The sequence below is a fragment of the Limnomicrobium aquaticum genome, from assembly GCF_040545545.1.
In the GTDB taxonomy this organism is placed as follows: domain Bacteria; phylum Pseudomonadota; class Alphaproteobacteria; order Rhizobiales; family Rhizobiaceae; genus Ensifer_A; species Ensifer_A aquaticum.
This window is the reverse complement of record NZ_JBEPMB010000001.1, coordinates 1,039,252-1,061,770: the sequence shown is the minus strand read 5'-3', so window position 1 is coordinate 1,061,770 and position 22,519 is coordinate 1,039,252. Positions and strand designations below refer to the sequence as shown.

The 22,519-nt window shown below is 59.6% G+C and carries 15 protein-coding genes and 2 pseudogenes; 4 read left to right on the top strand and 13 right to left on the bottom strand.

From position 1 onward, the window contains the following. Positions 1 to 7: 7 nt before the first annotated feature. A complete protein-coding gene (gene rnr, locus ABID16_RS05230) occupies positions 8 to 2,371 on the bottom strand; it encodes a ribonuclease R (protein ID WP_435532388.1) in 2,364 nt (787 codons plus the stop codon). 27 nt (positions 2,372 to 2,398) lie between these two features. Then, positions 2,399 to 5,062 carry a type I DNA topoisomerase gene (gene topA / locus ABID16_RS05225; RefSeq protein ID WP_354555906.1) on the bottom strand — a complete coding sequence of 888 codons (2,664 nt, stop codon included), beginning with the start codon at positions 5,060 to 5,062 and terminating at the stop codon, positions 2,399 to 2,401. A 270-nt stretch (positions 5,063 to 5,332) separates the two neighbouring features. Here topA and ABID16_RS05220 point away from each other — a divergent pair, with 270 nt between their 5' ends. Beyond that, positions 5,333 to 5,557, top strand: coding sequence for a hypothetical protein (locus ABID16_RS05220; RefSeq protein WP_354555271.1), 225 nt, complete (start codon positions 5,333 to 5,335; stop codon positions 5,555 to 5,557). Here the strand turns inward: ABID16_RS05220 and ABID16_RS05215 are convergent. Beyond that, positions 5,541 to 6,137: pseudogene (locus tag ABID16_RS05215) on the bottom strand (DNA-processing protein DprA); the annotation flags it as partial. The gene ABID16_RS05220 and the pseudogene ABID16_RS05215 overlap by 17 nt on opposite strands. 112 nt (positions 6,138 to 6,249) lie before the next feature. Continuing rightward, on the bottom strand, positions 6,250 to 6,885 hold the full coding sequence (locus ABID16_RS05210) for a recombinase family protein (RefSeq protein ID WP_354555270.1): 636 nt from the start codon (positions 6,883 to 6,885) through the stop codon (positions 6,250 to 6,252). 1,564 nt (positions 6,886 to 8,449) lie between these two features. Between ABID16_RS05210 and ABID16_RS05205 the strand changes: the two genes are divergently transcribed. Then, positions 8,450 to 8,797: a hypothetical protein gene (locus ABID16_RS05205; RefSeq protein WP_354555269.1), complete on the top strand. Its 348-nt coding sequence runs from the start codon at positions 8,450 to 8,452 to the stop codon at positions 8,795 to 8,797. Between the two features lie 70 nt (positions 8,798 to 8,867). Then, a complete protein-coding gene (locus ABID16_RS05200; RefSeq protein ID WP_354555268.1) occupies positions 8,868 to 9,047 on the top strand; it encodes a hypothetical protein in 180 nt (59 codons plus the stop codon). Positions 9,048 to 9,120: 73 nt separating this feature from the next. On the opposite strand, the gene ABID16_RS05195 is transcribed toward ABID16_RS05200, so the two are convergent. From ABID16_RS05195 to ABID16_RS05180, 4 genes are all read right to left on the bottom strand, one after another. Continuing rightward, the gene (locus ABID16_RS05195) at positions 9,121 to 12,930 is read right to left on the bottom strand and encodes a hypothetical protein (protein WP_354555267.1); all 3,810 of its coding nucleotides are present in this window, start codon (positions 12,928 to 12,930) and stop codon (positions 9,121 to 9,123) included. A gap of 92 nt (positions 12,931 to 13,022) precedes the next feature. Next, positions 13,023 to 13,490 (bottom strand): hypothetical protein, encoded by a 468-nt coding sequence (locus ABID16_RS05190; RefSeq protein WP_354555266.1) that lies wholly within the window; start codon positions 13,488 to 13,490, stop codon positions 13,023 to 13,025. Continuing rightward, a complete protein-coding gene (locus tag ABID16_RS05185; RefSeq protein ID WP_354555265.1) occupies positions 13,483 to 13,992 on the bottom strand; it encodes a hypothetical protein in 510 nt (169 codons plus the stop codon). The genes ABID16_RS05190 and ABID16_RS05185 overlap by 8 nt, the downstream gene beginning before the upstream one ends. Continuing rightward, the gene (locus ABID16_RS05180) at positions 13,989 to 14,423 is read right to left on the bottom strand and encodes a hypothetical protein (protein ID WP_354555264.1); all 435 of its coding nucleotides are present in this window, start codon (positions 14,421 to 14,423) and stop codon (positions 13,989 to 13,991) included. The genes ABID16_RS05185 and ABID16_RS05180 overlap by 4 nt, the downstream gene beginning before the upstream one ends. A gap of 1,266 nt (positions 14,424 to 15,689) precedes the next feature. On the opposite strand from ABID16_RS05180, the gene ABID16_RS05175 reads away from it, so the two are divergent. Then, complete coding sequence (locus ABID16_RS05175; RefSeq protein WP_354555263.1) at positions 15,690 to 16,295, top strand: hypothetical protein; 606 nt, start codon at positions 15,690 to 15,692, stop codon at positions 16,293 to 16,295. A gap of 372 nt (positions 16,296 to 16,667) precedes the next feature. On the opposite strand, the gene ABID16_RS05170 is transcribed toward ABID16_RS05175, so the two are convergent. The 5 genes and pseudogenes from ABID16_RS05170 to glnA form a co-directional block, all read right to left on the bottom strand. Beyond that, complete coding sequence (locus ABID16_RS05170; protein WP_354555262.1) at positions 16,668 to 17,927, bottom strand: DUF6161 domain-containing protein; 1,260 nt, start codon at positions 17,925 to 17,927, stop codon at positions 16,668 to 16,670. 219 nt (positions 17,928 to 18,146) lie between these two features. Further along, on the bottom strand, positions 18,147 to 19,727 hold the full coding sequence (locus ABID16_RS05165) for a recombinase family protein (protein ID WP_354555261.1): 1,581 nt from the start codon (positions 19,725 to 19,727) through the stop codon (positions 18,147 to 18,149). Positions 19,728 to 19,745: 18 nt separating this feature from the next. Continuing rightward, positions 19,746 to 20,294: pseudogene (locus ABID16_RS05160) on the bottom strand (DNA-processing protein DprA); the annotation flags it as partial. A gap of 15 nt (positions 20,295 to 20,309) precedes the next feature. Further along, positions 20,310 to 20,903 (bottom strand): glycerol-3-phosphate 1-O-acyltransferase PlsY, encoded by a 594-nt coding sequence (plsY, locus tag ABID16_RS05155; RefSeq protein ID WP_354555905.1) that lies wholly within the window; start codon positions 20,901 to 20,903, stop codon positions 20,310 to 20,312. A 144-nt stretch (positions 20,904 to 21,047) separates the two neighbouring features. Then, the gene (gene glnA / locus ABID16_RS05150) at positions 21,048 to 22,457 is read right to left on the bottom strand and encodes a type I glutamate--ammonia ligase (protein WP_354555260.1); all 1,410 of its coding nucleotides are present in this window, start codon (positions 22,455 to 22,457) and stop codon (positions 21,048 to 21,050) included. Positions 22,458 to 22,519 lie beyond the last annotated feature (62 nt).

Sequence of the window (22,519 nt, the reverse complement as noted above, 5' to 3'; positions counted from 1 at the left end):
GGTCCGCTTAGCGGCGGCCACGCGGCGGCCGTGTTCCCGGCCGTTTGACGGGCTTGCCGCCCGACTTCTTGGTCGACTTGTGAAATGAGCGTGCCCCCGTCGGCATCCGCCGACCCTCGCTCAGCATTTCAAATCTTAGCGAACCGGCAAGCGGGATCGCCTCCGCCAGCCGGACTTCCACATTATCGCCCAGACGATAGCCGAGCCCGGTCTTTTCGCCCGTCAGTGCCTGATGCGCCTCGTCATATATGAAATAGTCCATGCCGAGTGTCGAGACCGGCACGAAGCCATCCGCGCCAAATTGCGGCAGCGAGATGAACAAGCCCGACTTGGTGACGCCCGAAACGCGACCGTCGAAGCTCTCGCCGATACGTCCGGCCAGATGATGCGCGATCAGCCGGTCCACCGTATCCCGCTCGGCCTTCATGGCGCGGCGCTCGAAGGTAGAGATTTCGGCGGCGATGTCGTCGAGGACTTCTTCTTCCTCCATCGTCAGCCCGCCTTCGCCAAGGTTCAGCGCCTTGACGAGACCGCGATGCACGATGAGGTCGGAATAGCGGCGGATCGGCGAGGTGAAATGCGCGTATTTCATCAGGTTCAGGCCGAAATGCCCGAGATTCTCCGGGCTGTAGATGGCCTGGCTCTGCGAGCGCAGCACCATCTCCGAAACCATGGTCTCGACCGGAGTCCCGCGCGCCTTGTCGAGGATCTGGTTGAAATGGCTGGAGCGCAGATTGCCCCTCGCCAGCGACATTTCGAGCGTGCCGAGGAACTCGCGGAGCACTTCCTGTTTGGCCATCGAGGGCGTGTCATGGACGCGATAGAGCAGGGGCTGGCGCGTCTTTTCCAGCGTCTCGGCGGCGGCAACGTTTGCCTGGATCATCATCTCTTCGATCAACCGGTGCGCGTCCAGCCGCGGCGGCACGAAGACGCGGTCCACCGTCCCGTCGCTCTTCAACAGGATCTTCCGTTCCGGCAGATCGAGTTCCAGCGGCTGGCGGCGGTCACGGCCCATACACATGATGCGATAGGCATGCCACAGCGGCTTCAGGATCGGATCGAGCAGCGGCCCGGTCTTCTCGTCCGGCGCGCCATCAATGGCCGCCTGAGCCTGCTGGTAGGACAGCTTGGCGGCACTCTTCATTATGATCCGATGGAACGTGTGACCCGCCTTGCGCCCATTGTGGGAGAAGGTCATGCGCACGGCAAGCGCCGGGCGGTCTTCACTTTCGCGCAGCGAACACAGATCGTTCGAAATCCGTTCGGGAAGCATCGGCACGACGCGATCCGGGAAATAGACAGAGTTGCCGCGCTTCAGCGCCTCGCGGTCCAGCGCCGAGTTCGGCCGCACATACCAGGACACGTCGGCAATCGCAACTGTGACGATCACGCCACCCGGATTGTCGGGCGAAGGGTCGTTCTCGGCATAGACCGCATCGTCATGGTCCTTGGCGTCGGCCGGGTCGATGGTGATCAGCGGCAGCTTCCGCCAGTCCTCGCGCTTCGACATGGAGGCGGGCTTGGCGGCCTCCGCCTCGGCCATCACCTTGTCGGGGAAGATGTAAGGGATGCCGTGGGCGTGAATGGCGATCATCGAGATCGCCTTTTCCGACGCCACCGAGCCGATGACCGAGAGAACCTTGGCGCGCGCCAGACCGTAACGGCCGATACGCAACGTCTCGATCTCGACCAGATCGCCGTCCTGCGCGTCGCCCGTGTAATCCGGATCGACCACCAGCTCCTCGCCGCGTCGCTCGATGGGCAGCACGCGACCGCCGCCGCCGGGTGTCGTCTTGAAGACGCCCATGCCGGCATTCTTGCGCTTGTCGAGAACCTTGATCACCCGCGCCGTATAGGCCGGCCCGCCACGATCGCTCGCGGGGAAAATCTTGGCCAGAACGCGATCACCGAGACCGGCTACCGGGGCCTTGTCGCGGCCCGACCGCCCGGCATTCGAGGACTGGCGGATCGCCACGGCGGGCGCGACGCCCATTTCGTCCAGCCATTCCGCCGGACGCGCGATCAGCTCACCATCCTTGCCTCGCACGGTAATGTCGAGAACCGTCACAGGCGGCAGGGCGCCGGGGCGCACCAGCGACTTGCGGTTCTTCTCGACCATGCCCTCGTCTTCGAGATCGCGCAGCATGTTTTTCAGCGCAATCCGGTCGTCGCCCTTTATGCCGAAGGCCTTGTAAAGCTCGCGCTTCGAGGCCTTTTGCGGATGATCGGCGATGAAGCGCAGCACGACTTCGCGGGAAGGCAATTCTCCATAGACGAAATCCGGAGCCGGCGCTGCGGACTTGCCGCCACGCTTGCGGGCGCGGTTTGCGTTACCGCTTTCCGCTGCGCCGCGCGTCTCGGCACCATCGATGTCATCGTGCCGCTTGCGTGTCACGGATCAGCCCTTCTTGGCCTTGGGGGCGGCCTTTGCCTTCGTGGGTGCCTTGGCTTTCGTCGACTTCGCCGCTGCCGGCTTGTCGGATGCCGCCGCCTTGGTGGTCTTCGCAGTCTTGGCCTTCGCACCCTTGGCCTTGGGCGCGGGTGCCTTTCCGGCCTTCTCCGTGATCAGTGCCAGGGCCTCTTCGACGGTGACCGATTGCGGATCCTTGCCGCGCGGCAGCGTCGCATTCACCTTGCCCCAGTTGACGTAGGGGCCGTAGCGGCCTTCACGCACGGTCATCGCACCGCCGCTCGGATGGTCGCCCAGTTCCTTCAGCGCCGTGGCGCCGGCACGGGCCGGCTTGCCGCCGCGCGCCTGCTTTTCGGCAATCAGCGTGACCGCACGATTGAGGCCGACCGTGAAGACATCTTCGACAGATTCAAGGTTCGCATAGGCGCCGTCGTGCAGCAGGAACGGCCCATAACGGCCGATGCTCGCTGAAATCACCTTGCCGGTTTCCGGATGCACGCCCACCTCGCGGGGCAGCGAGAGCAGCGTGATCGCCCGCTCCAGCGTCGTCGTGTCCGGCTTCCAGCCCTTCGGCAGGCTCGCACGCTTGGCATCCTTGCCATCGCCGCGCTGGACGTAAGGCCCGAAGCGACCGGAGCGCAGCGACACTTCTTCGCCAGTTTCCTGATCGGTGCCAAGCACCGTCGGACCATCGGAGGCCGCACCATCTTCGGCATTGGCGTCGGCGGAGAGCTGACGCGTGAAGTTGCATTCCGGATAGTTCGAGCAGCCGACGAAAGCGCCGTACTTGCCAAGCTTCAGCGACAGGTTCCCCGTGCCGCATACCTGGCAGATGCGCGGATCGGACCCGTCCTCGCGCTTCGGGAACACGAGCGGCGCCAGCGCCTCGTTGAGCGCATCGAGCACGTTGGTCACGCGCAGTTCCTTCGTGTCCTCGATCTGGGCGAAGAAGTCATTCCAGAATTCGCGAAGAACCTTTTTCCAGTCGAGTTCGCCGGCCGAAATCTTGTCGAGCTTTTCTTCAAGATCGGCCGTGAAATCGTACTCGACATACTTGGCGAAGAAGTTCTCGAGGAAGGCCGTGACAAGACGGCCCTTGGCGTCCGGGATCAGCTTGCGCTTGTCGATGGTCACATATTCACGGTCGCGCAACGTCGCAATCGTCGCGGCATAGGTGGAGGGCCGGCCGATGCCGAGCTCTTCCATCTTCTTGATCAGCGAAGCTTCCGAATAGCGCGGCGGCGGCTCGGTGAAGTGTTGCGAGGCATTCACCTTCTGCTTGGCGAGCGTTTCGCGCGCATTGATCTCCGGCAGCCGTCCATCGTCTTCACCGTCTTCCGCCGGCTCGTTTTCCTCGCGCTGATCCGTATAGGCAGCGATGAAACCGTCGAAGCGGATCACCGAGCCGACTGCACGCAGGCCCGCCTTTTTGCCGGCGTTGTCGGCGAGGATTTCAACCGTGGTGCGCTCGATTTCGGCACCGGCCATCTGGCTCGCGATGCCGCGCTTCCAGATCAGCTCGTAGAGGCGCAGCTGGTCGCTGTCGAGGAAGCGGCGCACCTTGTCGGGGGAACGCGAGAAATCCGTCGGGCGGATCGCTTCGTGGGCTTCCTGCGCATTCTTGGCCTTGGTGGAGTAGAAGCGCGGCTTCTCCGGGCAGTAGCGCGCGCCGAACTGATCGACGATGGCGGCACGCGCCGCGTCGATCGCTTCCGGGGCCATCTGCACGCCGTCGGTACGCATATAGGTAATGAGACCGACCGTCTCGCCGCCAATGTCCATGCCTTCATAGAGCTTCTGCGCGACCTGCATGGTGCGCGATGCCGAGAAGCCCAGACGCGAGGACGCAGCCTGCTGAAGCGTGGAAGTGGTGAAGGGCGGGCCGGGATTGCGCTTGACGGGCTTTGCCTCGACCGACTCGACTGCGTAAGCCGCGCCTTCAAGCAGCGCCTTCAGGTTGTTGGCCTGTTCACCATTGGCAATCGACTTGCTCTGCAGCCGCTTCCCGTCCGCCGACACCAGACGCGCCTCGAACTCGTCACCACGCGGTGTCTTGAGGATCGCCGAGAGGTTCCAGTATTCTTCGGAAACGAAACGCTCGATTTCAGACTCACGGTCGCATACGAGGCGCAACGCCACCGACTGTACGCGGCCGGCAGAGCGAGCGCCCGGCAGCTTGCGCCAGAGAACCGGCGAAAGGTTGAAGCCGACGAGATAGTCGAGTGCACGGCGGGCGAGATACGCATCCACCAGCGGAATATCGATGTCGCGCGGCTGCGCCATGGCATCAAGCACGGCCTTCTTGGTGATGGCGTTGAAGACAACGCGCTTCACCGGCTTAGAACCAAGTACTTTCCGCTTTTTCAGAAGATCAAGCACATGCCAGGAAATCGCTTCCCCTTCGCGATCCGGGTCGGTCGCCAGAATGAGGCCGTCGGCATCCTTCAGGGCATCGGCGATGTCCTTGACGCGCTTGGCGGACGCTGCGTCGACCTCCCAGGACATCTCGAAATCCTGATCGGGCAGAACCGAACCATCCTTGGCCGGAAGATCGCGCACATGGCCGAACGAGGCGAGAACCTTGTAGCCGGAGCCGAGATATTTATTGATCGTCTTGGCCTTCGCAGGCGATTCCACCACGACTACATTCATCATACTATCCAGATCCGCTCGGGCCGCTTTCAGCGAGAGAACACGCAAAGGCGGGGCGGATGCACTTGAGGTCGCAATTTTCTACCCCGACATGGACAGGGAAATCGCTTCGGTCAAGGGGGCGCGGGTAATTTTCGACCCCGCTAAACCGGATACAACCATAAATAGCTGTAGTGGTTGTTGCAATTATAGATAAATTCACTATGCTCAGGTATCGTTAGCAATAGCGGCAATGCCAATATATTTTAATGGGAAAAGAGAGCGTAGGGCATGAATTCGATTCATCGAAATATTGGAGCCGACGCCGGGAAGACAAAGGAAAACATCGCCTATCTGCGGCAAATGCTCGGAGAGCTCCGTTTGGTTGCCAAGGGCGAGGGGGCCGACTTGCTCTGCTACCTGATCGAAATGGCTTACGTGGAGGCTGGCGATATCCAGTCCGGCCGAAGCCGACTCAGCCCGCGCCCCGCGTCGGCGCTCAATAGTCGAGGCTGACGAGGCCGCCCTTGTGACGGACAAGACGACCCGCCAGATCGAGTTCCAGCAGGACAAGATAGACCGCCTGCGGTGACAGGCCGGTGTGTCGCACGATATCGTCGATGTCGGCGGGCGTCGGTCCAAGTGCACTGATGATGCGAAAGCGGTCGTCGTCGTCGGGGGGCTCGTAGCTGTCCGAGGGACGTTCGGCATCCGGTTCGCGCGCGTCCGCTGCCGAAAAGAGATCCGTCTCGACCAGCGGCCGCAGCGCCTCGATCACATCCTCCGGTGTCGTGACGATGGTTGCGCCGTCTTTCAAAAGCTGGTTCGTTCCGTGGCAGCGCGGATCGAGCGGCGAGCCGGGCACCGCAAAGACCAGCCGTCCGAAATCGGCGGCGCGTGCTGCCGTGATCAGCGAGCCCGAGCGAGACGCCGCTTCGATGACGACAGTTCCGAGCGATATCCCGGCAATCAGCCGATTGCGTCGCGGGAAGTCCCGCGCCCGCGCCTCCCAGCCAAAGGGCATTTCGCTGACGACAAGCCCGCCGCCATCGCAGATCGCCTCGTAAAGCGCCAGGTTTTCCGGCGGGTAGGGCTTCACGTAACAGACAGTCTACTAAAAGTGGACCGCTGGAGGCTGCTGCGGATTTCCTGCGGTGTTCTCTTGGATGGTATAGGTGGAAAAATGTGGGAGAGGAGACGTGCGCAGTTTAAGCCGCGTCTTGCCCTGCCTCGCTCTTGAGGCGCTTTGCCAGTCGGGCGAGTGTGGAACTTGAGGCCCCGGTGGTCGCGGTGATGTCCTTCCATGACACCCCGGAGGCCAGCAGCTTCAACAGGCGAGCATTGCGCTCTCCATTCTCCGGCCTTCCCTTCATCCTGCCGTCTTCCTTCGCCTTGACGATACCCTCCGCTTGTCTCCGGCGGCGGTCTTCGTAGTCCTTACGGGCAATGGCCGCGAGCATGTCCAGCATCATCCCGTTGACGGCCTCCAGCATCCGCCCCGTGAACTCGTCTGTAGCGTTTGCCAGTTGATGCGAGGTGGGCAAGTCCAGCGCCACGACACGGACGCCTTTGGCTGCAATCTCTGCCCTCAAGCGTTTCCAGTCGGTGTCGTTGAGGCGAGACAGGCGGTCCACTTGCTCCACCAACAGGATGTCCCCCGGATGACAGTCGGATAGCAGCCGGAACAACTCAGGGCGCTGGAGCTTGGCCCCGCTTTCGTTCTCTGTGTAGTAGGCCGCGATCTTCAGGCCGTGCTCTGTGGCGAACTGGTCAAGGCTGCCCTTGGCCCGTGTTGCGTCTTGTTCCTTTGTGGATGCCCGGAGATAGGCCCTAACGAAACTCATGATGCACTCCTTCACTGCGATTTGAGTGCTTCGATAATAGCGCTTCGCTTTACCTAGTCAAGAGGCATTTATCGCAGTGGAATTTAGGCGGTTTCAAGCGCTCTCCTTGGTCCATACCTTATGACAGCGGCTCGATTGGTGGCGACAACCATTCGAGAGGTAAAGGTTCCTCGGCTATTCGGGTCAAGGAGTTGAGAATGAGAGAGAAGAGAGAACGTTTGAAGATTAAGGTGTTTGGCGTTGTATCTGGGGAAGCGGAAGGGATACGTGCTGTCCTGCTACTAGTTGGGGTTACCGTCGTGCTCGCGCTCCTAGCTACCGGACTGCCGTTCAAACTGTTGCAAGTGCCTCTCCTGTTTGCTGCACCATGGCCCCCTGCACTGGGGGGATTTTCGGCAAAGGGTGTAAGCGGATATGGAAACAGAGGTTTTCCCAAAAAGGTCGCGGGGGTCTCCTACCGTTTCCCTTGTGGTTCTCTCGGTTGCCACTTGCCGACATTCCGGGCGGTCCTCTCATAGAGCAACGGCACGGCCTGCTTCCTTCCGCAGCTAGCGCACACCGCACGACGTGCAAGCATCTTCAGCGGGGTATCCGGGCTGCATCTCCACGCCGCATCTAGGATGTCCACCGGAGAAAGCCGGAGGCACCAACCGCATTCAAGGAAGATGAGTAGATGGCTCTCGGCTATTTCCCGAAGAGATCGTTCGGAGATCGGGCGGGTATCAGGTTGACGTGGGTTCGGCATGTGAACAGAATAGGAACATTCTCCTACTCAGTCCATCCCCTATATATAATGTGTTCCTTGCGGTCGTCGGCAGACGGCAGAGCGCTGTTTTCCGGTATGCGGTCAACGCCAAAGACTGCGTTTGTCCTGCCGAATGCCCCATCAGGGCCGGGAAGGTAAACCCGTGAAACTTAGGTTCACCGCGTAACGAACTGATAGATGGAGATCACAATCCCGGCGACGGTCGAGAGCATGAGAAAGGCAATGAGCACATATGTCAGGAAGTCGATAAGCCGCTCTTTCATGCCGGTGTCCCTGCCGTGGTCCTGCCGTCGCCACAATGCACCGTAGGAAAGCCGTGGGCAACGCCTGAACTTGAAGATGGATGCGAGGGAGGAGGAGCCGGACGCGGCTGGAGGTCACCCGTAGGCGCTCAATCCAAGCTGGTCTCTAAACTCCTCACTCCCCCGACTTGGCCTCCCCATCTCTTGCCAGTGCGAGGAAGGCCATTCTTTGCTATGCGGTCAAAGTTGATTTCGAGCGTTGGGGCGGCGAACACCCACTAGTTCAACTAGTACCCCCTCCGGTGGAGGCGTCTGCACCGCCTCTAACGGTTCACCCACGAAAATCTTTGGGCCGGTAACTCCGCGAACGAAGGAACTCCGGTGCGCTCAAACCCCGTCAACCCTTGGGGTTCCTGCGGAGATCGCTGCGCTATCGGAGTTATCTCATTGAAATACCTTCGTTATCGGAGGTTTTTTCTTGTAGACAGGGCAGGTTTGTCGTGAATATTGCGTGGTCCCGACACCGCAATCGTGCGGTTACACGGAAGAGGGACACATGACACCGAAGATCAATATCGATGCCTACATCAAGAAGAGCCGGAGGACGAAGAAGTACCTGAAGCCGGAGACGGTCAACCTGGCTGAACCGCCGGAGGGGATGGAATTGTATGGGGTGGTCTATTTCAACGACGACGGAGGCGTGAATTCCGCGTCACACCTGTTTGCCCCGGACTATTGGGGCGCTTGCGAACGGGCCTTCAAACAGTCTCGGGATAAGGAGTTCCAGATTGTCGTGCAGGACGATTGCGCCACGCCGCTTCACGCTGCGGATACCCTCATTCTCGTTGCTGCGGCCAAACACCATTGCGCCGTTACAACGCTGGCGAGGCCGCTCTATGCCTAGAGGACACCGTTCGAATTCACGGCTTCGACCGTTCACCGTGGATTACTATGACAAGTCCGGGCGCTTCATCATGAGCGAAGAGATTGTCGGAAGGCACGAGGAACAGGCCCTTCTAACCGGACGTGACAGGTTCGAAGCCTATGGCGCTTCCTCCTGCCGCATCTTCCATGAGGAGTTGGCAGCACGGGAAGTCACCGATGACATCCACCGGGCAATCCGGGAGATTTCCGATAGGCGAACCCGGCGATAACCGGGGCCGCTCTTGGCAAACTTGAAGGGAAACGCCGGGGAGCCGAAGACCTCCCCGGAGTTCCACGCTGGCCTCACTTGATGGCGAATGCCGTATCAAGAGGCGAGCCTTGCGTCTGCTGTGTCCGCTGGGCCATGCCCACGGATGCCCTCACGACATCCCCAAGGGATGACGGTTGAGCGATGGGCGAGCCGTAGCGGCTGCCTTCGAAGGTGGACGGGACCACCACAAGCTCATTCTGGAGCTGTGACTTCGCGTGTTCCTTGAAGAACCCGAACATCGCGTTCCATGCCTTGACGCGAGCGTCTGCCGTCAGGTTGTGGTAGGACTGAGAGGAGATCATTCCCGTGAGGGCTTCCTTGAACGTCTGCCCCTGTCGGATCAACACGGACCCCACGTTCACCCCGTCGCCGCCTGAAACAGGCACGTATGTGTCTTCCGTCGCCCTGCCATGATAGACAAGTTCCCGGTAGGCATCCCATCCGTTCTTCCCGGCTATGGTCTGCATTTCCACCAAGGAAGGGGCCTTGAAACGAGATAGTAAGCCCCCGGTGTCCACGCCCATCTTCTGCCAAAAGCTCTTATCGAACACCCGATCCGGCTGCGGAATGAGCATGGCGAGGCCTTCGGCGCGGTTAAGCTGGATGAACTCACGGTGCAACGGGTCGTCCGTTTCCAGTTCCTTCGCGTTCAACGGGTCAAGGCCCCGGCCCATCTTGTAGGTGATCGGGTCACCCACGAAATCGAGCTTGGGACGCCCTACCGGCAGACCAGCGGAGGCAGCGAAGCGGGAGAAGAAGTCGTAACCCTCGTAAGGGTTCTCGTTCGCGTTCTTGGCGACCATCTTCACGATGCCCGGAGTGAACTGCTGGGCGTACTTCTCCGCATACTGCTGGAGGCCATCGGTGTTCCCTTCGGAGAATGCCCGGTTGACGGCATCGTACAGCCCGAACACGCCCTGCATGGCCGAACTGTCCTGAAACAGGGTCATCGTCGTCAGCAGCAGCGCCGGGGCGTAGTCCGCGAGGTCCTGCGATGCTCCACCATCGGCGCTGTAATTGCCACCCTTGATCTGAAGCGCCGCCTCCTTCTTCATATCCCGGAGGATGCCGACAAGCATCAACGGGGCAGAGAAGGGCAACATGCGGGATAGGTCGTAAGACGTGTTCCCGATGACAAGGGAGTTCGGCGGGTATTCCTCAAAGGCTCGCTTCTTCGCGTCCCACTTCTTCAGGCCCGACGATCCGGTGATGTCCACCGAGTCGGACATCTCTGCGGTGGCGTAAGCCGACATGGTGAGGGCGAGGCCTAGCCGCTGTCTGCCGACTGCCCGGTTCATGGCAGCCGTGCCATTCTTTCCGGTGAAGTCGTCCAGCGCCTTGAACGTTGCCGGAACCTCCTTCAGCCAAGAGAAGCGGCTGTCGTTTGCCATGTAGCGCAGCGCCGTGGGCAACCCCGGAGGGACCACCATTTGCACTGCATCGGACCCGATGTTGACCAGCGTTCGGAAGAACGGCATCGTCAGGGTGCTGAGAAGCCCCAAGACATCATCGCGATTGCGAACATTGTCCACGGCCATCCCGAGCTTGCCGAGCATGTAACGGGTGTCCCATGGGCTTTTCCAGCCGTTGACGTTGACCGTGTGGGTGTAGTTGGCATTGACGATCCTGCCCGACTCCGCAAGCTGCCTCGCGGTGTACTCACGAGCGAACGCCTTGGCATCCACGCGGCCCATGCCGGAGTTCAGCGCCATTTCTATGCCGTCCGCATAGGCGAGGCCCTGCACCCGTGCCGCTTTCCAGAACTCATTGACCGCTAGGGAAGCGTCGGTAGCGAGGCGGAACAGCCGAAGCATGAGGTGCTTGAAAGGGTTCTCATGGAAGCTGTTGGCGGCATAGCTCAAGACCTCCGACATGTTCCCTTCGGTGATGTCCTGCCCGTCCACGATCCCGGTCCCCAAAGTCCACGCCCTTGCGGCAAGCTCGCGAGCCTTCTTAAAGCCCACGACGTAACCGGAGTATTCCCGTGCTGCTCTGGTCCAGTCGCCCTTGCCAATGCCGTTCTCCAGCGCCGGGAGGAGCATGGTGTTCAGGCTGTCGGTGATGACGTTGAGGCCGGTGGTGGAAAGCTGCCCCAAGAGCGCAGTTGTCTGGATATCCTTCAACATCCTGAAGTACGATCCGGCTGCAAGGGCCTTTTCTTCGGGAGACATCCGGGCAACGGCGTGATCCTTGATGCTCTGGGCAGCGCCACGACGGGCGGCGTCAAACTCCTGGAACAAGTCGTCTAGCGTCGTAAGGGACTTGGCGAAGTCGATGCCGAGACCGTCTAGCTGCTTCGTCATGCCGTCGATGAACTCAAGGCGATCCGCGAACAGCGTAATCCCGCCTTGTTCTGTGATGTCCTTCAGGTGGTTCATGGCTTGCTCCAGTTGCTCCCCAGACCCCTGAAGGAGACCCCTGCGGAAATTCAGGGTGTAGCTTCCGGCGGAACCGAGATGCCTGTCGAGTTCGGCAAGCCGCATGATGCCCTCAGTGCGTTCCTTCAGTGCGAGGTTGGCGGCGGGACGTGACGCCAGCGACGGGTCTTCCCGAAGCATCTTCACCATCTCGTCAAAGCCAATGCCCTTCTCATAGAGGGCCTGTCGGATCGCCACGCCGGTCACGGCTTGGGCATAGGAGCCATCAACTGTGCCGCTGGCCTTGATACCAGCTTTGGCGACATCGAAGATACGCCCGTCGTCACCGGATGACACCGCGTCAAAGACCTTATGCAGGAAGCCGAGAGTGTCGGCGGACATCGTGGCGGACGGTTTCAGGCCACCCGAAACTTGATCGCTTCGGGCGGCGATCCTGTCGGCAATGGCTGTGACATCCGAGACGAACTTGTCGCGCATCTGGATATCCACGGGGGACATCGAGGGGACCGCTTGTTCGGCACTGAGGCGGGAGGCGAGCAACTGCCGTTCGCGTTGTCGGCTTCGGGTCGCCGCTTCTCCGGTGCTGAGAATGGCGTCTGCCTTCAGGCCCCGTGCTTCAGTGTAGGCGTCCGCGAGTTCCTTCGCGGCTGCCCGTACGGATGAACCGTCAACGGCCTCTCCGGTGGCCCCGGCGGCGCTGCTGACGGCTGCGGGGGCGACGGTGGGAACTTCGGCTGCTGCCGTTCGTCCCGCGACTGCTGAAGCATCTTCAAAGGCCGTGGCGGCAATGTCATCGGCGGCGGGTCGGATGGCACCCTTGAGGCCCTTGAGGGCTTTCCCTGCTACGGCGAAGGCCCCAACGGTAAGGGCATCCATGACCGCGTTACCTGCAAGCGCCTTCACGGCCTTCACGTCTTCGCTGTCGGTGGCGTGAGGAACGAGGATGTCGGGAGTGATCCCCGGCGCAACCTCTTCCATGGTCTTCGCGAAGGTGTCCGACGTGCTGAAGGTGAGCGTTGAGACACCCAGACCGGCAAGCCATGCGACCCACCCGGTTCCCCCGGTGGCGAGACCCGCGCCGATTGCCGGGGCCAATTGCCCGACGCCTTCGGTGATGTTCTCGACAATGCCCTTTTGGCTGTCAAACTTCGGGTCTAGGCTGTTGCCATAAGCCCGGATGTCCTTTGCGCCATCACCGAGATAATCGGCGGGAACGAGGTGTTCGGCGGCGGTTGCCGTGGCTTCCACTACGCCTTGGGCAAGGTCCGTGGCGCGGTTGCCGATGGCCCCGAAGGAGGAGCCTTGGTTATCGAAGATGGCTTGCACTTCCTCTTCCGTCTTGCCGGTGATCCGGGAGAAATCGGGGACGGCGTTGGGATAGAGGGAGAGGTTGGAACGGACGTGATCGATGAGTTCGGCGGACGGCAGTAGTGTGCCGTCAGGCTGTTGCGTCCAATCGGACATAGGGATTTCCTTTGGTGAAACTTTTGCTTTGGCAGGAGATTGGAAGGGAGGACAATCAAGCCCTCCCGTGTTGGCCGTCTGGAGCCGGGGCGTTAGCCTAGCTTCAACGTGCCGTAGTTCTGGAGACCGCTGGTCGCCACGTTCATGAACGCACTGAAGGGGTTCATGGTGTTCTTGTTGATGCCGTTGACGGCCTCGATCTGCGTCCCTTGGGTGGACGCGGTGTAGTTCGCGTTGGCCGCATCCTTGGCGTCCTTGGCGTTCGCGATGGACAACGCGCCTTGACGCTGCTGTTCCGCGATCCGCTGTCCTGCGGTCGCCCCGCCCATGCCCTCGCCAGCCGCCTTGAGGGCTGAGGAGTTCCGGTCGGCCTGAAGCTGGGCCTGATAGCTCTGCTTGTTGGCCTCGTTGTCCTTGACGAGACGTTCGCGTTCGGCGGCGGCGTATTCCAGCTTGGATTGCTGGTTGATCATCTTGCGGTTCTGGTCCATCGCAGCGCCCTGAGCGGCAACGCTTGCCACGCCGGAGGCGATACCAAGGAGCAATCCGGGATCACACATGGCTGCCCCTCCGAATGATGAAGGGGCGGAACAGTGCGCCGGAGTGTCCCAAGGGTTGAACCGCGAACAACTCCGCACCAAGGCTCTCAAGCCAGCGGTGATAGAGGACGTTCTTGGCGTAGGTGACGTTCACCAACTGTTGCACTGCCGGGTTCCCGTCGAACCACTCGCGGATGATCCGGCGGGACCGCTCCACGAGATCACGGGTGAACCGCTGGACGCGCTTGGTCCCCACGCACCACACGGCCTTCGTGTCGGGGCCGAATGGCGCATAGCCGAAGATTAGGACGGGAACGCCTTCTGCTTCCACCACCTTCACGGCTTCGGAGAGATCGACGCTGTAGCTGAGGCGGGATAGGAAGTCGTTGTGGCCGCTGGCGGCGGCAAGTTCGGCCCTGTCGGATGCCCGAAGGTTCTCCGCGAGGTAGTCGAGATCACCGGCCTTGATGTCCCGAATGAGGAAGCCGGGGCCGTCCCGGCGCTTGCTGGCCTGTCTGGTCATGCTGCCACCTGCGTTCTTTCCGATGCGGTCAACGCGATTTTCTCGCGGCAATTTTCGGGGTCATCGTTGGTCGTCCCGATCACGGAACGCGCCTTCTTGGTCATCACCGCATCCGGGAGTGGCCTGTGCTTGCCGAACCGTGGACCGTGCCTGTCGCTTTCGATGCAATCGAGACCTGCCCACGTACTGAGGGCGCGGTTGCGGACGAAGACCGGAATGAAGCCGTCGCGGTCCAGCGCCTTGCGGATGACGTGAACGCGGGTCTCCGGGTCGTGGCCGTGGTTGAGGAGTTCTCGGCAGAGCGGTGGGATTGCGCTTTTAGTGGTCCTGCGGTTCTTCCGGCTGGACATGTCAACGGTCGTGCCGCTTTCGACGTGGCGAGCGACGAAGGAGCCGACGAGTTCGATGGTGATGGTGTTGGAGGTTTGCATTCTGCTGGATACCTTTTCCAGACGTGGGCTGGTCCACTGGCGAGAACAGCCGTTCATGAGCGAGGCCCCGGAGGGACACGCTGGGTGTCGTCAGGCGACGACGAGACACCACACGGCAGCGATCGGCTGGAGGTGGTGTAACTGGGAATGGGGTGGAGCGAGTACAGGGACCCGGCGGTGATCACCGAGGGGGGGCAACGGCGGTCGCTCTGGGTTGGCTTGGGACTGCAAGGAGGAGGGCACCGGCAGGGAGACTGCGGGAGATCATCGGGTGATCTCCAAGGGAAACCTTAAGATTAACTCCTACTAGTCCCTTTACTAAGAGCCTTAGAGGATATCTCTAGGTTATATCTTATAGATAACCTAACTAACGGGCGTACGCTCGCGTTGCATAGGACTGCTGGCCTCGTCAACTACCCTTCAAAAATTTCTTCGGTGACCCGATTTTTGTCTTTGTGAAAGCGGCACTAGCGGGCTTTGTTGGGGTGAAGTGAGTGCATCAAGCTCGTCCTCTCCGTATGGCAACATAAATCCCGAAAGGCGGTTTTGGTGTTGTTCTCTCTGTATGGGGGGGCAATTCCGGGACCCGCCATTGTCGCTGCGGATTTCGGTCAAAGCTGCGGACCTCTCTGTATGAGAACCTAACTCGTTCGCGGGATAGGAACGGAACGTCATCTCTGTATGAGTGGGTAACGCTGTAGGGGCCAGTGAAGAAAGGCGAGGGGAAGCGAGGGCTTCTCTGCATGGTCACCTTATGGTGAAACCTTGGGGGCAGCTCCGGTTCCTCTGTATGCAGCTGTAAACCAGCAGCGCGGCGTGAAGCGCGTCAGCTCTCTGTATGGAGGGGTAACCATCCCGATTTTACCGTGAGGCACGGAATATTCCCGTAAAGTGTTCCTCGCTTTCCTGAATTTGGATTAATCGCACCCAAATTCCCGTAGCGCCCTAGTTCCTTGCGGACATCTGGCCTTCTCGGTGCGCGAGAAGATGGACACGAGGTTCGCCTGTTCGCGGTTCAGGTAGTACCGGAGGGACGGCCTTCCAGGCTTTCCGGGGTTTGAGGGAACCGCCCTCAAATCACCGTACCGCTTCAGTTCCTCCATGTTGGGGACAATCAATTCCTTACGGATGAACCGGGGCATCTTCATCCCCAGCGCCTCCGCGAGGTCCGTGTCGAGTACCCGGGGTTCGTTGTTCGTGTCATTGCATCTTCCGTGACAAATCGCTTAAGTTGCTCCACCTTCTGCAATGAAAATAGGTGCTGCTTTGGTCGATGCTTCTGGTTCAATGGTGTCGGAAGAGGTCCTGTCGGACGAAGATGTTGATGATCTTCGGGAGTATAGGAAGGAACTCCGCAGTCAAATGGATGACCAATATACAACGTTTGACAAAGCAATACCCGTGATGAGTGGTGGAGCTATAGCAATCACAGTTGCAAACGTCGATAAGCTACATCCATTTAGCGAGGGTGTTGGGTTATTACTTCTGCTTAGCTGGGTTGTTTTTGGTGTATCAGCCGGTTTCAATCTTTTGTCTAACTGGACAGGTGCAAAGGATGCCGAGGCAGAGATAGTGAAACTCGACGAATGTATCAGAACGCGTCGCCTTTATTCACATGGAAATCAATATAGACATGCAACCAACGCTTTAAACTTCTTGGCCATTCTGCTATTCATGGTCGGCGTGTGCATGTTAAGCGCCCACGCCTACTACAACATGCGGAGAACCACCGATGAAACCGCCTGCAAAGCCGCCACAGAGTCCACAGCAAATCCAGAAGGGAAAGCTGACAAGCGCCCCTGCGCCGAAGCCGTTGGGCGGAAAGCTGACAACCAGCCCCCCGCCGCGTCCCCCGAAGCCGTGAAGAAATGACAGTGAAAGACGCGAAGACACCGCCGAAGACTTCGAAGGTGATCACACAGGACGGTAAGCTGACGATGGGGCCAGCGCCGTCCGCACGTCCGCCTAAGCCGGTTGGGAAGTCCACACCTAACAAGGGTGGGTTGATTAATTAGCCGCCGTTCGTCCGCCACGGATACCCGCAGAATTCCTGATGGTAATCCTCGCGCTGCGATGTGCGCTTTCGGAGATGATGCAAGCTTGCGGCCCACCAACCCCTAAATCCGTTTTAGCCCGTTCGTCCTGATCGCAGTGCCGTAGGGGTTTGTACAAAGTTTAAACCCCTCTCACCTTCCGCGAGACCGCGACGAACCACGGGTTCCCATCAGGTTTCACCACGCTGATCTACTTGACCCGATCCAATCCGGCCTTGATAACCTCGGTGAAGTCCGGCGGCTCAATGCCATCAGGCCCATGCCCCGGAGTTTGCCGGAAGAGCGCCCATAGGATCAGGGGCCTATCTCGTTCGTCGGCGCGGCCTTGCTCCGTCAAAAGGAAATACGTGTCCAGCATCGTCTGACGTTGCCGCGCGTCGTCCATCAATAGCATTGATCTCATGAAGTATCGCATGAGAGCCCGGAGCATCCACAATGCCACCGCTATTGGCACAGATACCACGATCAAACGGCCTATCTGGTGGATCAGCGCTATCGTGACATCTTGTTTGTCAGCGGTTGCGCTAGCGTCCAAGGCAGCCAAAGCCTTAATCAACGGGATGCCGCCGAAGTAGGCGGTCAGGATTGTACAGACGAGTGAAGAGGCCAAGAGCAAGACAGCTAACTTAAATGCTCCTCGCGCTTCATTGTATCTCGCTTCCCAACTTTTCCGTGCGCTTTGCAGCCCACGCTCTTCTCGAATGGTTTTCTCGAAATTGGTCAAGCGATCTTTCGACTGATCTATTTGCAGATCAATCTCCTGTGCTTTTGCTCGTATATCCTCTGTTGAGTGCGAAAGCACGTCCAACTGGTTCCGCTGGTTGTCTCGTAAACTCTCAAACTCACCTCGGTAGTTTTCTATCTGCGCAAGTAATCTCGAAAGCTGCTCAGAAGCCTCGTGTTCAAACGTGCTCTTTAAGTTGCGTGCGGATTTCGCAGCCGAATATGCGGCCATCTGCCCCTGAAACGCATATGCGAACGGTCCATTGAATATCTGGGCAAGCGCCTCATTGTTTCTCTGCCTCTTTCCTGCCTCAACAAGAACGGCGCTTGCGGCCCCAACGGAGAACATTTGCGCAACCAATATGGGACGAAGTTTGTCTGATGAGGGGCCGTGAACGAATTTTATAATCTTTTCCGTCTCAAATTCGTCAAGTATTGGCATCGGACTTGCGATGTGAAGGATATCGCCGTTCTGCTTTACTTCGGGGGGTTCATCTTGAAAAAGTCTCTCAATCCATTGAAATATTTGATTCGCTTCACTATCCGGCCCAACACTTCCGACAGTATCGAGCTCCCGGTAAGCGACGCCTGAAAGGGATGAGAAGAGCCTTCTGTAAAGCTCCACTTGCTGTGCCGCCAGTCCCCTAACGATAACTTTCTCGGAAGAAGGATATGTTATGTTCTTACTTTGAAACAATTCAGCAAGAAGATTAAGAAATTCATCCATCTATGCACCATTTAAAACGAGCAGAAGTCTGTGCGACGATATAACCGCGCAAAGCTGTGCTTGGTGGGAATATTGCTCTGCGGCGTGACCATCGTCAATCTTCTCCGAATATTACGAAGAAACATATCTTAAGCATTGCGCTTTAACCAGTCACCTTAAAGTAACAACTGTGCGCAAAAGTTGGAGGGGGATAGCGCGTTGGGTATAGGAAGCGCAGGGTCAAACCACCCGCTTCCTCCTGTTGGGGCGCTTCGGGACTCCGGCTTTTCTCCCACGGATGCTATCGGGTTCCAGAAAGACGTTGTGCGGTTCCCGCATCGTCTTTAACTTCACTTGGGCAACGTTGAAGTCGTCGGTATCGAAGGGCATCAACCGAACTTCGTCAACAACGGCGGCGATCATGGCGCGGAGGCGAGGGCGGTCGGATGTCCTCAAGGCCTGCACTTCCTCCCACGCCTGTTGCATGTCCTCGATCATTTCCCCCGCGACAACCCTTGATGCGCCGTTCTCCTCAAGACGCGCTAGACGCCCCTTTGCCGCTTCGATCTGCCTTGCCAGCCCATCGGCAGCGGAACGGTATAGGCTTGATGTCTCAGTCGTTTCCGCCTCAATGGAAAGGGCGATGGTCCGATCAAGCCGCGCCTTAAGGCTCTGGATTTCCTCCACCAAGGCGGCATCCTCCGGGGACTCTTGCAGGGGATCGGGCGGGAGACTTAGCAGTGCCCCCATTCGTGACACGATCAACTCTTCAAGCTTGTTGTAGGGCCATGAACCCATCTTACAGTCGTTCCGGCGGTGAACCTGATTATCACACCGGGCATAGCGGTAGCGGCCATAGGCTGTTGAGACGCAAATGGGACCGCCGCACCCGCCGCACTTCAAGAGCCGTGAGAAGAGGTTGGCGTCGGTGGATGCTTGCGGGTTTCGCCTTTGCTGCGCCGCCCGGTTCTGAAGGGCCAACCAGTTGTCCTTAGAGACTATCGGCGGGAAGTAGTCGGGCTGTTCGTGCTCACGGACCACCAGCGTCCCGAAGGCTGCCTTGGATTTCAAGACATCCTGCACAACGCTCTTTCCCCAGCTTCCGCCGCGAGGGCTGGGGATGCCCTCAGAGTTCAACATGCGGGTGATGTTGCTTGCGCCGTTGCCAGCCAATGCCAGTTCAAAGACACGCTTGGCATCGTCGGCGCGGTGATTGAGTTGAGCCGTTCCCCTGTCAATCCAGAAGGGAACCTTGCTCATAGACAGGCGTTGCCCCCCGCTTATCCGCAAGAGCCTGTTGTCCCACGTCTCACGGGCGCGGACGCTCTTCTTCTTACTCTCCTCATAGGCGAGTTGCATTGATAGCAGGGACCGCATGATGGCCGTGGGATCGCCGCTGTAGGCGTCGTGGGTGTGTATCAGTTCGTCTTGAAGGGTCACGACGGTGAGGCCAAGGGCCAGCACCTCAAGGAACTTCGGCAGGGCATCTACAGGGTTCCGCCGGGAGAAGCGGTCCATGTTCTCGATTAGAAGCACGGTGTCTCTGGGTATCCGTCCTGCTTCTACGCCTTCTAGGAACCTGCCCAAACCGGCTTGCAGGTTGTCGCCTGTGAATGCGCTGATACCGTCGTCAACGATCTGGTCATCAAGGATCAAGCCATGCTGTTGCGCGTAGTCATGCGCAAGCTTCTGCTGGCGAGCCGATGAGCTACCCCGCGATTGCCTCCCGGAGGACCAACGGGCGTAGGAGATGGCACGACGGCCTTTAAGTTCGGATGCTCTCAAAAGGAAATCCCCCTGTGTTACCAGAGGGATACTCATTTAGTAGACTGTTCGTCAAGGCTTGTCGATCCCCCCGGCCAGCGCCGCAATCGTTCCCGTAGACAGGCTGGCGCGATGGGCTGCCGTGTCAATGCCGCGCGCCAGTCCGGAAATCACGTTGAAGCCGGCGCGGCCTGCCTCTGTGGCGATCATCGCCGCAAATTTCGCCCCGGCGACGGAGGCGTTGCGCGAGCCGACAATGCCGAGCGCCGGCGCGTGAAAGGCTGCGAGGTCGCCCCTGACGGCCAGAAGCGGCGGCGCGCCGTCGATTTGCCGGAGTGCCGATGGATAATCCGGCTCACCGATACCGATAAACTGCGCGCCGTGCCGGCGGGCGGCCTCCAGTTCGGCAAGTGCTTCCTGTTCGCTGGCCACGCGAATGGCGCGAGAGGAACCGCCGCGCGCCGAAAGCTCGGGCAGCATGGCCAGCGCGGTTTCCGCCGTGCCAAAGTGGTTGATCAGATCGCGGAAGGTGACGGGGCCGACATTGTCGGAGCGGATGAGCCGAAGCCAGGCGATGCGCTGCTTTTCGGTCAGTCTGATGCCCTTCGCAGCGCGTTCCGCCATGGAGTGTCCCCGGTTCTACCCCTTCTGACCGATCCTGCTTTCTGTGCCGGCCAGAAGTCGTTCGATATTCTGCTTGTGCTTGATCCAGGTAATGACCGTCATGACGGCAAGTGCTGCGGCAACCCTGTGATCCCCCGCAAACCACTCTACAACCGGAACGACGAGTGTTGCAACCAGGGCGGAAAGCGACGAGTAGCGTGTGATCTTGGCACAGCCGAGCCAGATCACCGCAAAGACCAGAACCATGAGTGGAGCCAGCCCCAGAAGAACGCCGATATAGGTGGCCACACCCTTGCCGCCCTTGAACTTCAGCCACACCGGATAAAGGTGGCCGATAAAGGCTGCAAAGCCAGCGGCGATGCCAGCTTCCAGCGAAAACACATGCGCCGCCACAACGGCCGCGACCGTTGCCTTCAAGGCGTCCAGCAGCAGCGTCGCCGCCGCCAGCTTCTTGTTGCCGGTGCGCAGCACGTTGGTCGCGCCGATATTGCCCGAACCGATCTTTCGCACGTCGCCGAGCCCTGCCGCACGGGTGAGGATCAGGCCGAAGGGGATCGAGCCGAGCAGATAGCCAAAGACGACCGAAAGCAGGATGTGAGGAGTGAGCATGTCCACGGGGCGGCACCATATACAATGAGTGTTATGCTCGGGTCATACCGCCATCCGGCAAAGACTTAAAGCGGGTGGCGGCGTGCCCAACAAAAAAGCGGAGGATTGCTCCCCCGCTTCCTTTGGTTTTCACTGATCGAACGATCAGATCGAATAGTACATGTCGAACTCGACCGGATGCGGCGTCATTTCGAAACGCATCACTTCGACCATCTTCAGTTCGATGAAGGCATCGATCTGGTCGTCGTCGAACACGCCGCCGGCGGTCAGGAACTTGCGGTCCTTGTCCAGACTGTCGAGCGCTTCGCGCAAGCTGCCGCAAACCGTCGGGATCTTCTTCAGCTCCTTCGGCGGCAGGTCGTAGAGATCCTTGTCCATGGCCTTGCCGGGATGGATCTTGTTCTTGATGCCGTCGAGGCCGGCCATCAGCATGGCGGCGAAGCCAAGATAGGGGTTCTGTGCCGGGTCGGGGAAGCGGACTTCCACGCGCTTGGCCTTCGGCGACGAGCCGAACGGAATGCGGCACGAGGCCGAACGGTTGCGAGCCGAATAGGCGAGCAGAACCGGCGCTTCATAACCCGGGACGAGACGCTTGTAGGAGTTCGTCGTCGGGTTGGTGAAGGCGTTGATCGCCTTGGCATGCTTGATGATGCCGCCGATGTAATAGAGGCACGATTCAGACAGGCCGGCATATTCGTCGCCCGCGAAGGTCGGCTTGCCGTCCTTCCAGATCGACTGGTGCACGTGCATGCCCGAGCCGTTGTCGCCGAAGATCGGCTTCGGCATGAAGGTTGCCGTCTTGCCATAGGCATTGGCGACCTGATGCACGACATACTTGTAGATCTGCATCTTGTCGGCGTTGCGCACCAGCGTGTCGAACTTGACGCCGAGCTCATGCTGGGCGGCAGCCACTTCGTGGTGATGCTTTTCGACGACCACACCCATTTCGGTGAGGATCGTCAGCATTTCCGAGCGCATGTCCTGAAGGCTATCGACCGGCGGAACCGGGAAATAGCCGCCCTTGACGCGCGGACGGTGGCCGAGGTTGCCGGTCTCGTAGTCCGTGTCGTCATTCGACGGCAGTTCCGACGAGTCGAGCTTGAAGCCCGTGTTGTACGGGTCGGCCTTGTACTTCACATCGTCGAAGACGAAGAATTCGGGCTCCGGGCCGACAAAGATCGTGTCGCCGATGCCGGATGCCTTGAGATAGGCTTCGGCCTTCTTGGCCGTGCCGCGCGGGTCGCGATTGTAGGGCTCGCCGGAGACCGGGTCGAGAATGTCGCAGACGATGGCCATCGTCGACTGCGCGAAGAACGGGTCCATGTGGGCCGTTTCCGCGTCGGGCATCAGCACCATGTCGGACTCGTTGATGGCCTTCCAGCCGCCGATCGACGAACCGTCGAACATGACGCCGTCAGCAAACATGTCCTCATCGACGCAAGTCACGTCCATGGTCACATGCTGCAGCTTGCCCTTGGGATCCGTGAAGCGGAGGTCAACGAACTTCACGTCGTTGTCCTTGATCTGCTTCAGAATATCTTTCGATTTCGCCATTTGAGTTTATCCCTTTTTGATGACGACAGGTGTTTCCAGTCCCTTATGCGCTCGACCCGTTG

Excerpts from the sequence above, each read along its gene's own strand:
- ABID16_RS05165 (WP_354555261.1), bottom strand. The coding sequence starts at position 19,727 with ATGAGTATCCCTCTGGTAACACAGGGGGATTTCCTTTTGAGAGCATCC.
- ABID16_RS05190 (WP_354555266.1), bottom strand. The coding sequence starts at position 13,490 with ATGTGTGATCCCGGATTGCTCCTTGGTATCGCCTCCGGCGTGGCAAGC.
- plsY (WP_354555905.1), bottom strand. The coding sequence starts at position 20,903 with ATGCTCACTCCTCACATCCTGCTTTCGGTCGTCTTTGGCTATCTGCTC.
- ABID16_RS05195 (WP_354555267.1), bottom strand. The coding sequence starts at position 12,930 with ATGTCCGATTGGACGCAACAGCCTGACGGCACACTACTGCCGTCCGCC.
- ABID16_RS05205 (WP_354555269.1), top strand. The coding sequence starts at position 8,450 with ATGACACCGAAGATCAATATCGATGCCTACATCAAGAAGAGCCGGAGG.
- ABID16_RS05185 (WP_354555265.1), bottom strand. The coding sequence starts at position 13,992 with ATGACCAGACAGGCCAGCAAGCGCCGGGACGGCCCCGGCTTCCTCATT.
- topA (WP_354555906.1), bottom strand. The coding sequence starts at position 5,062 with ATGAATGTAGTCGTGGTGGAATCGCCTGCGAAGGCCAAGACGATCAAT.
- ABID16_RS05200 (WP_354555268.1), top strand. The coding sequence starts at position 8,868 with ATGAGCGAAGAGATTGTCGGAAGGCACGAGGAACAGGCCCTTCTAACC.
- ABID16_RS05170 (WP_354555262.1), bottom strand. The coding sequence starts at position 17,927 with ATGGATGAATTTCTTAATCTTCTTGCTGAATTGTTTCAAAGTAAGAAC.
- glnA (WP_354555260.1), bottom strand. The coding sequence starts at position 22,457 with ATGGCGAAATCGAAAGATATTCTGAAGCAGATCAAGGACAACGACGTG.
- ABID16_RS05210 (WP_354555270.1), bottom strand. The coding sequence starts at position 6,885 with ATGAGTTTCGTTAGGGCCTATCTCCGGGCATCCACAAAGGAACAAGAC.
- ABID16_RS05220 (WP_354555271.1), top strand. The coding sequence starts at position 5,333 with ATGAATTCGATTCATCGAAATATTGGAGCCGACGCCGGGAAGACAAAG.
- ABID16_RS05180 (WP_354555264.1), bottom strand. The coding sequence starts at position 14,423 with ATGCAAACCTCCAACACCATCACCATCGAACTCGTCGGCTCCTTCGTC.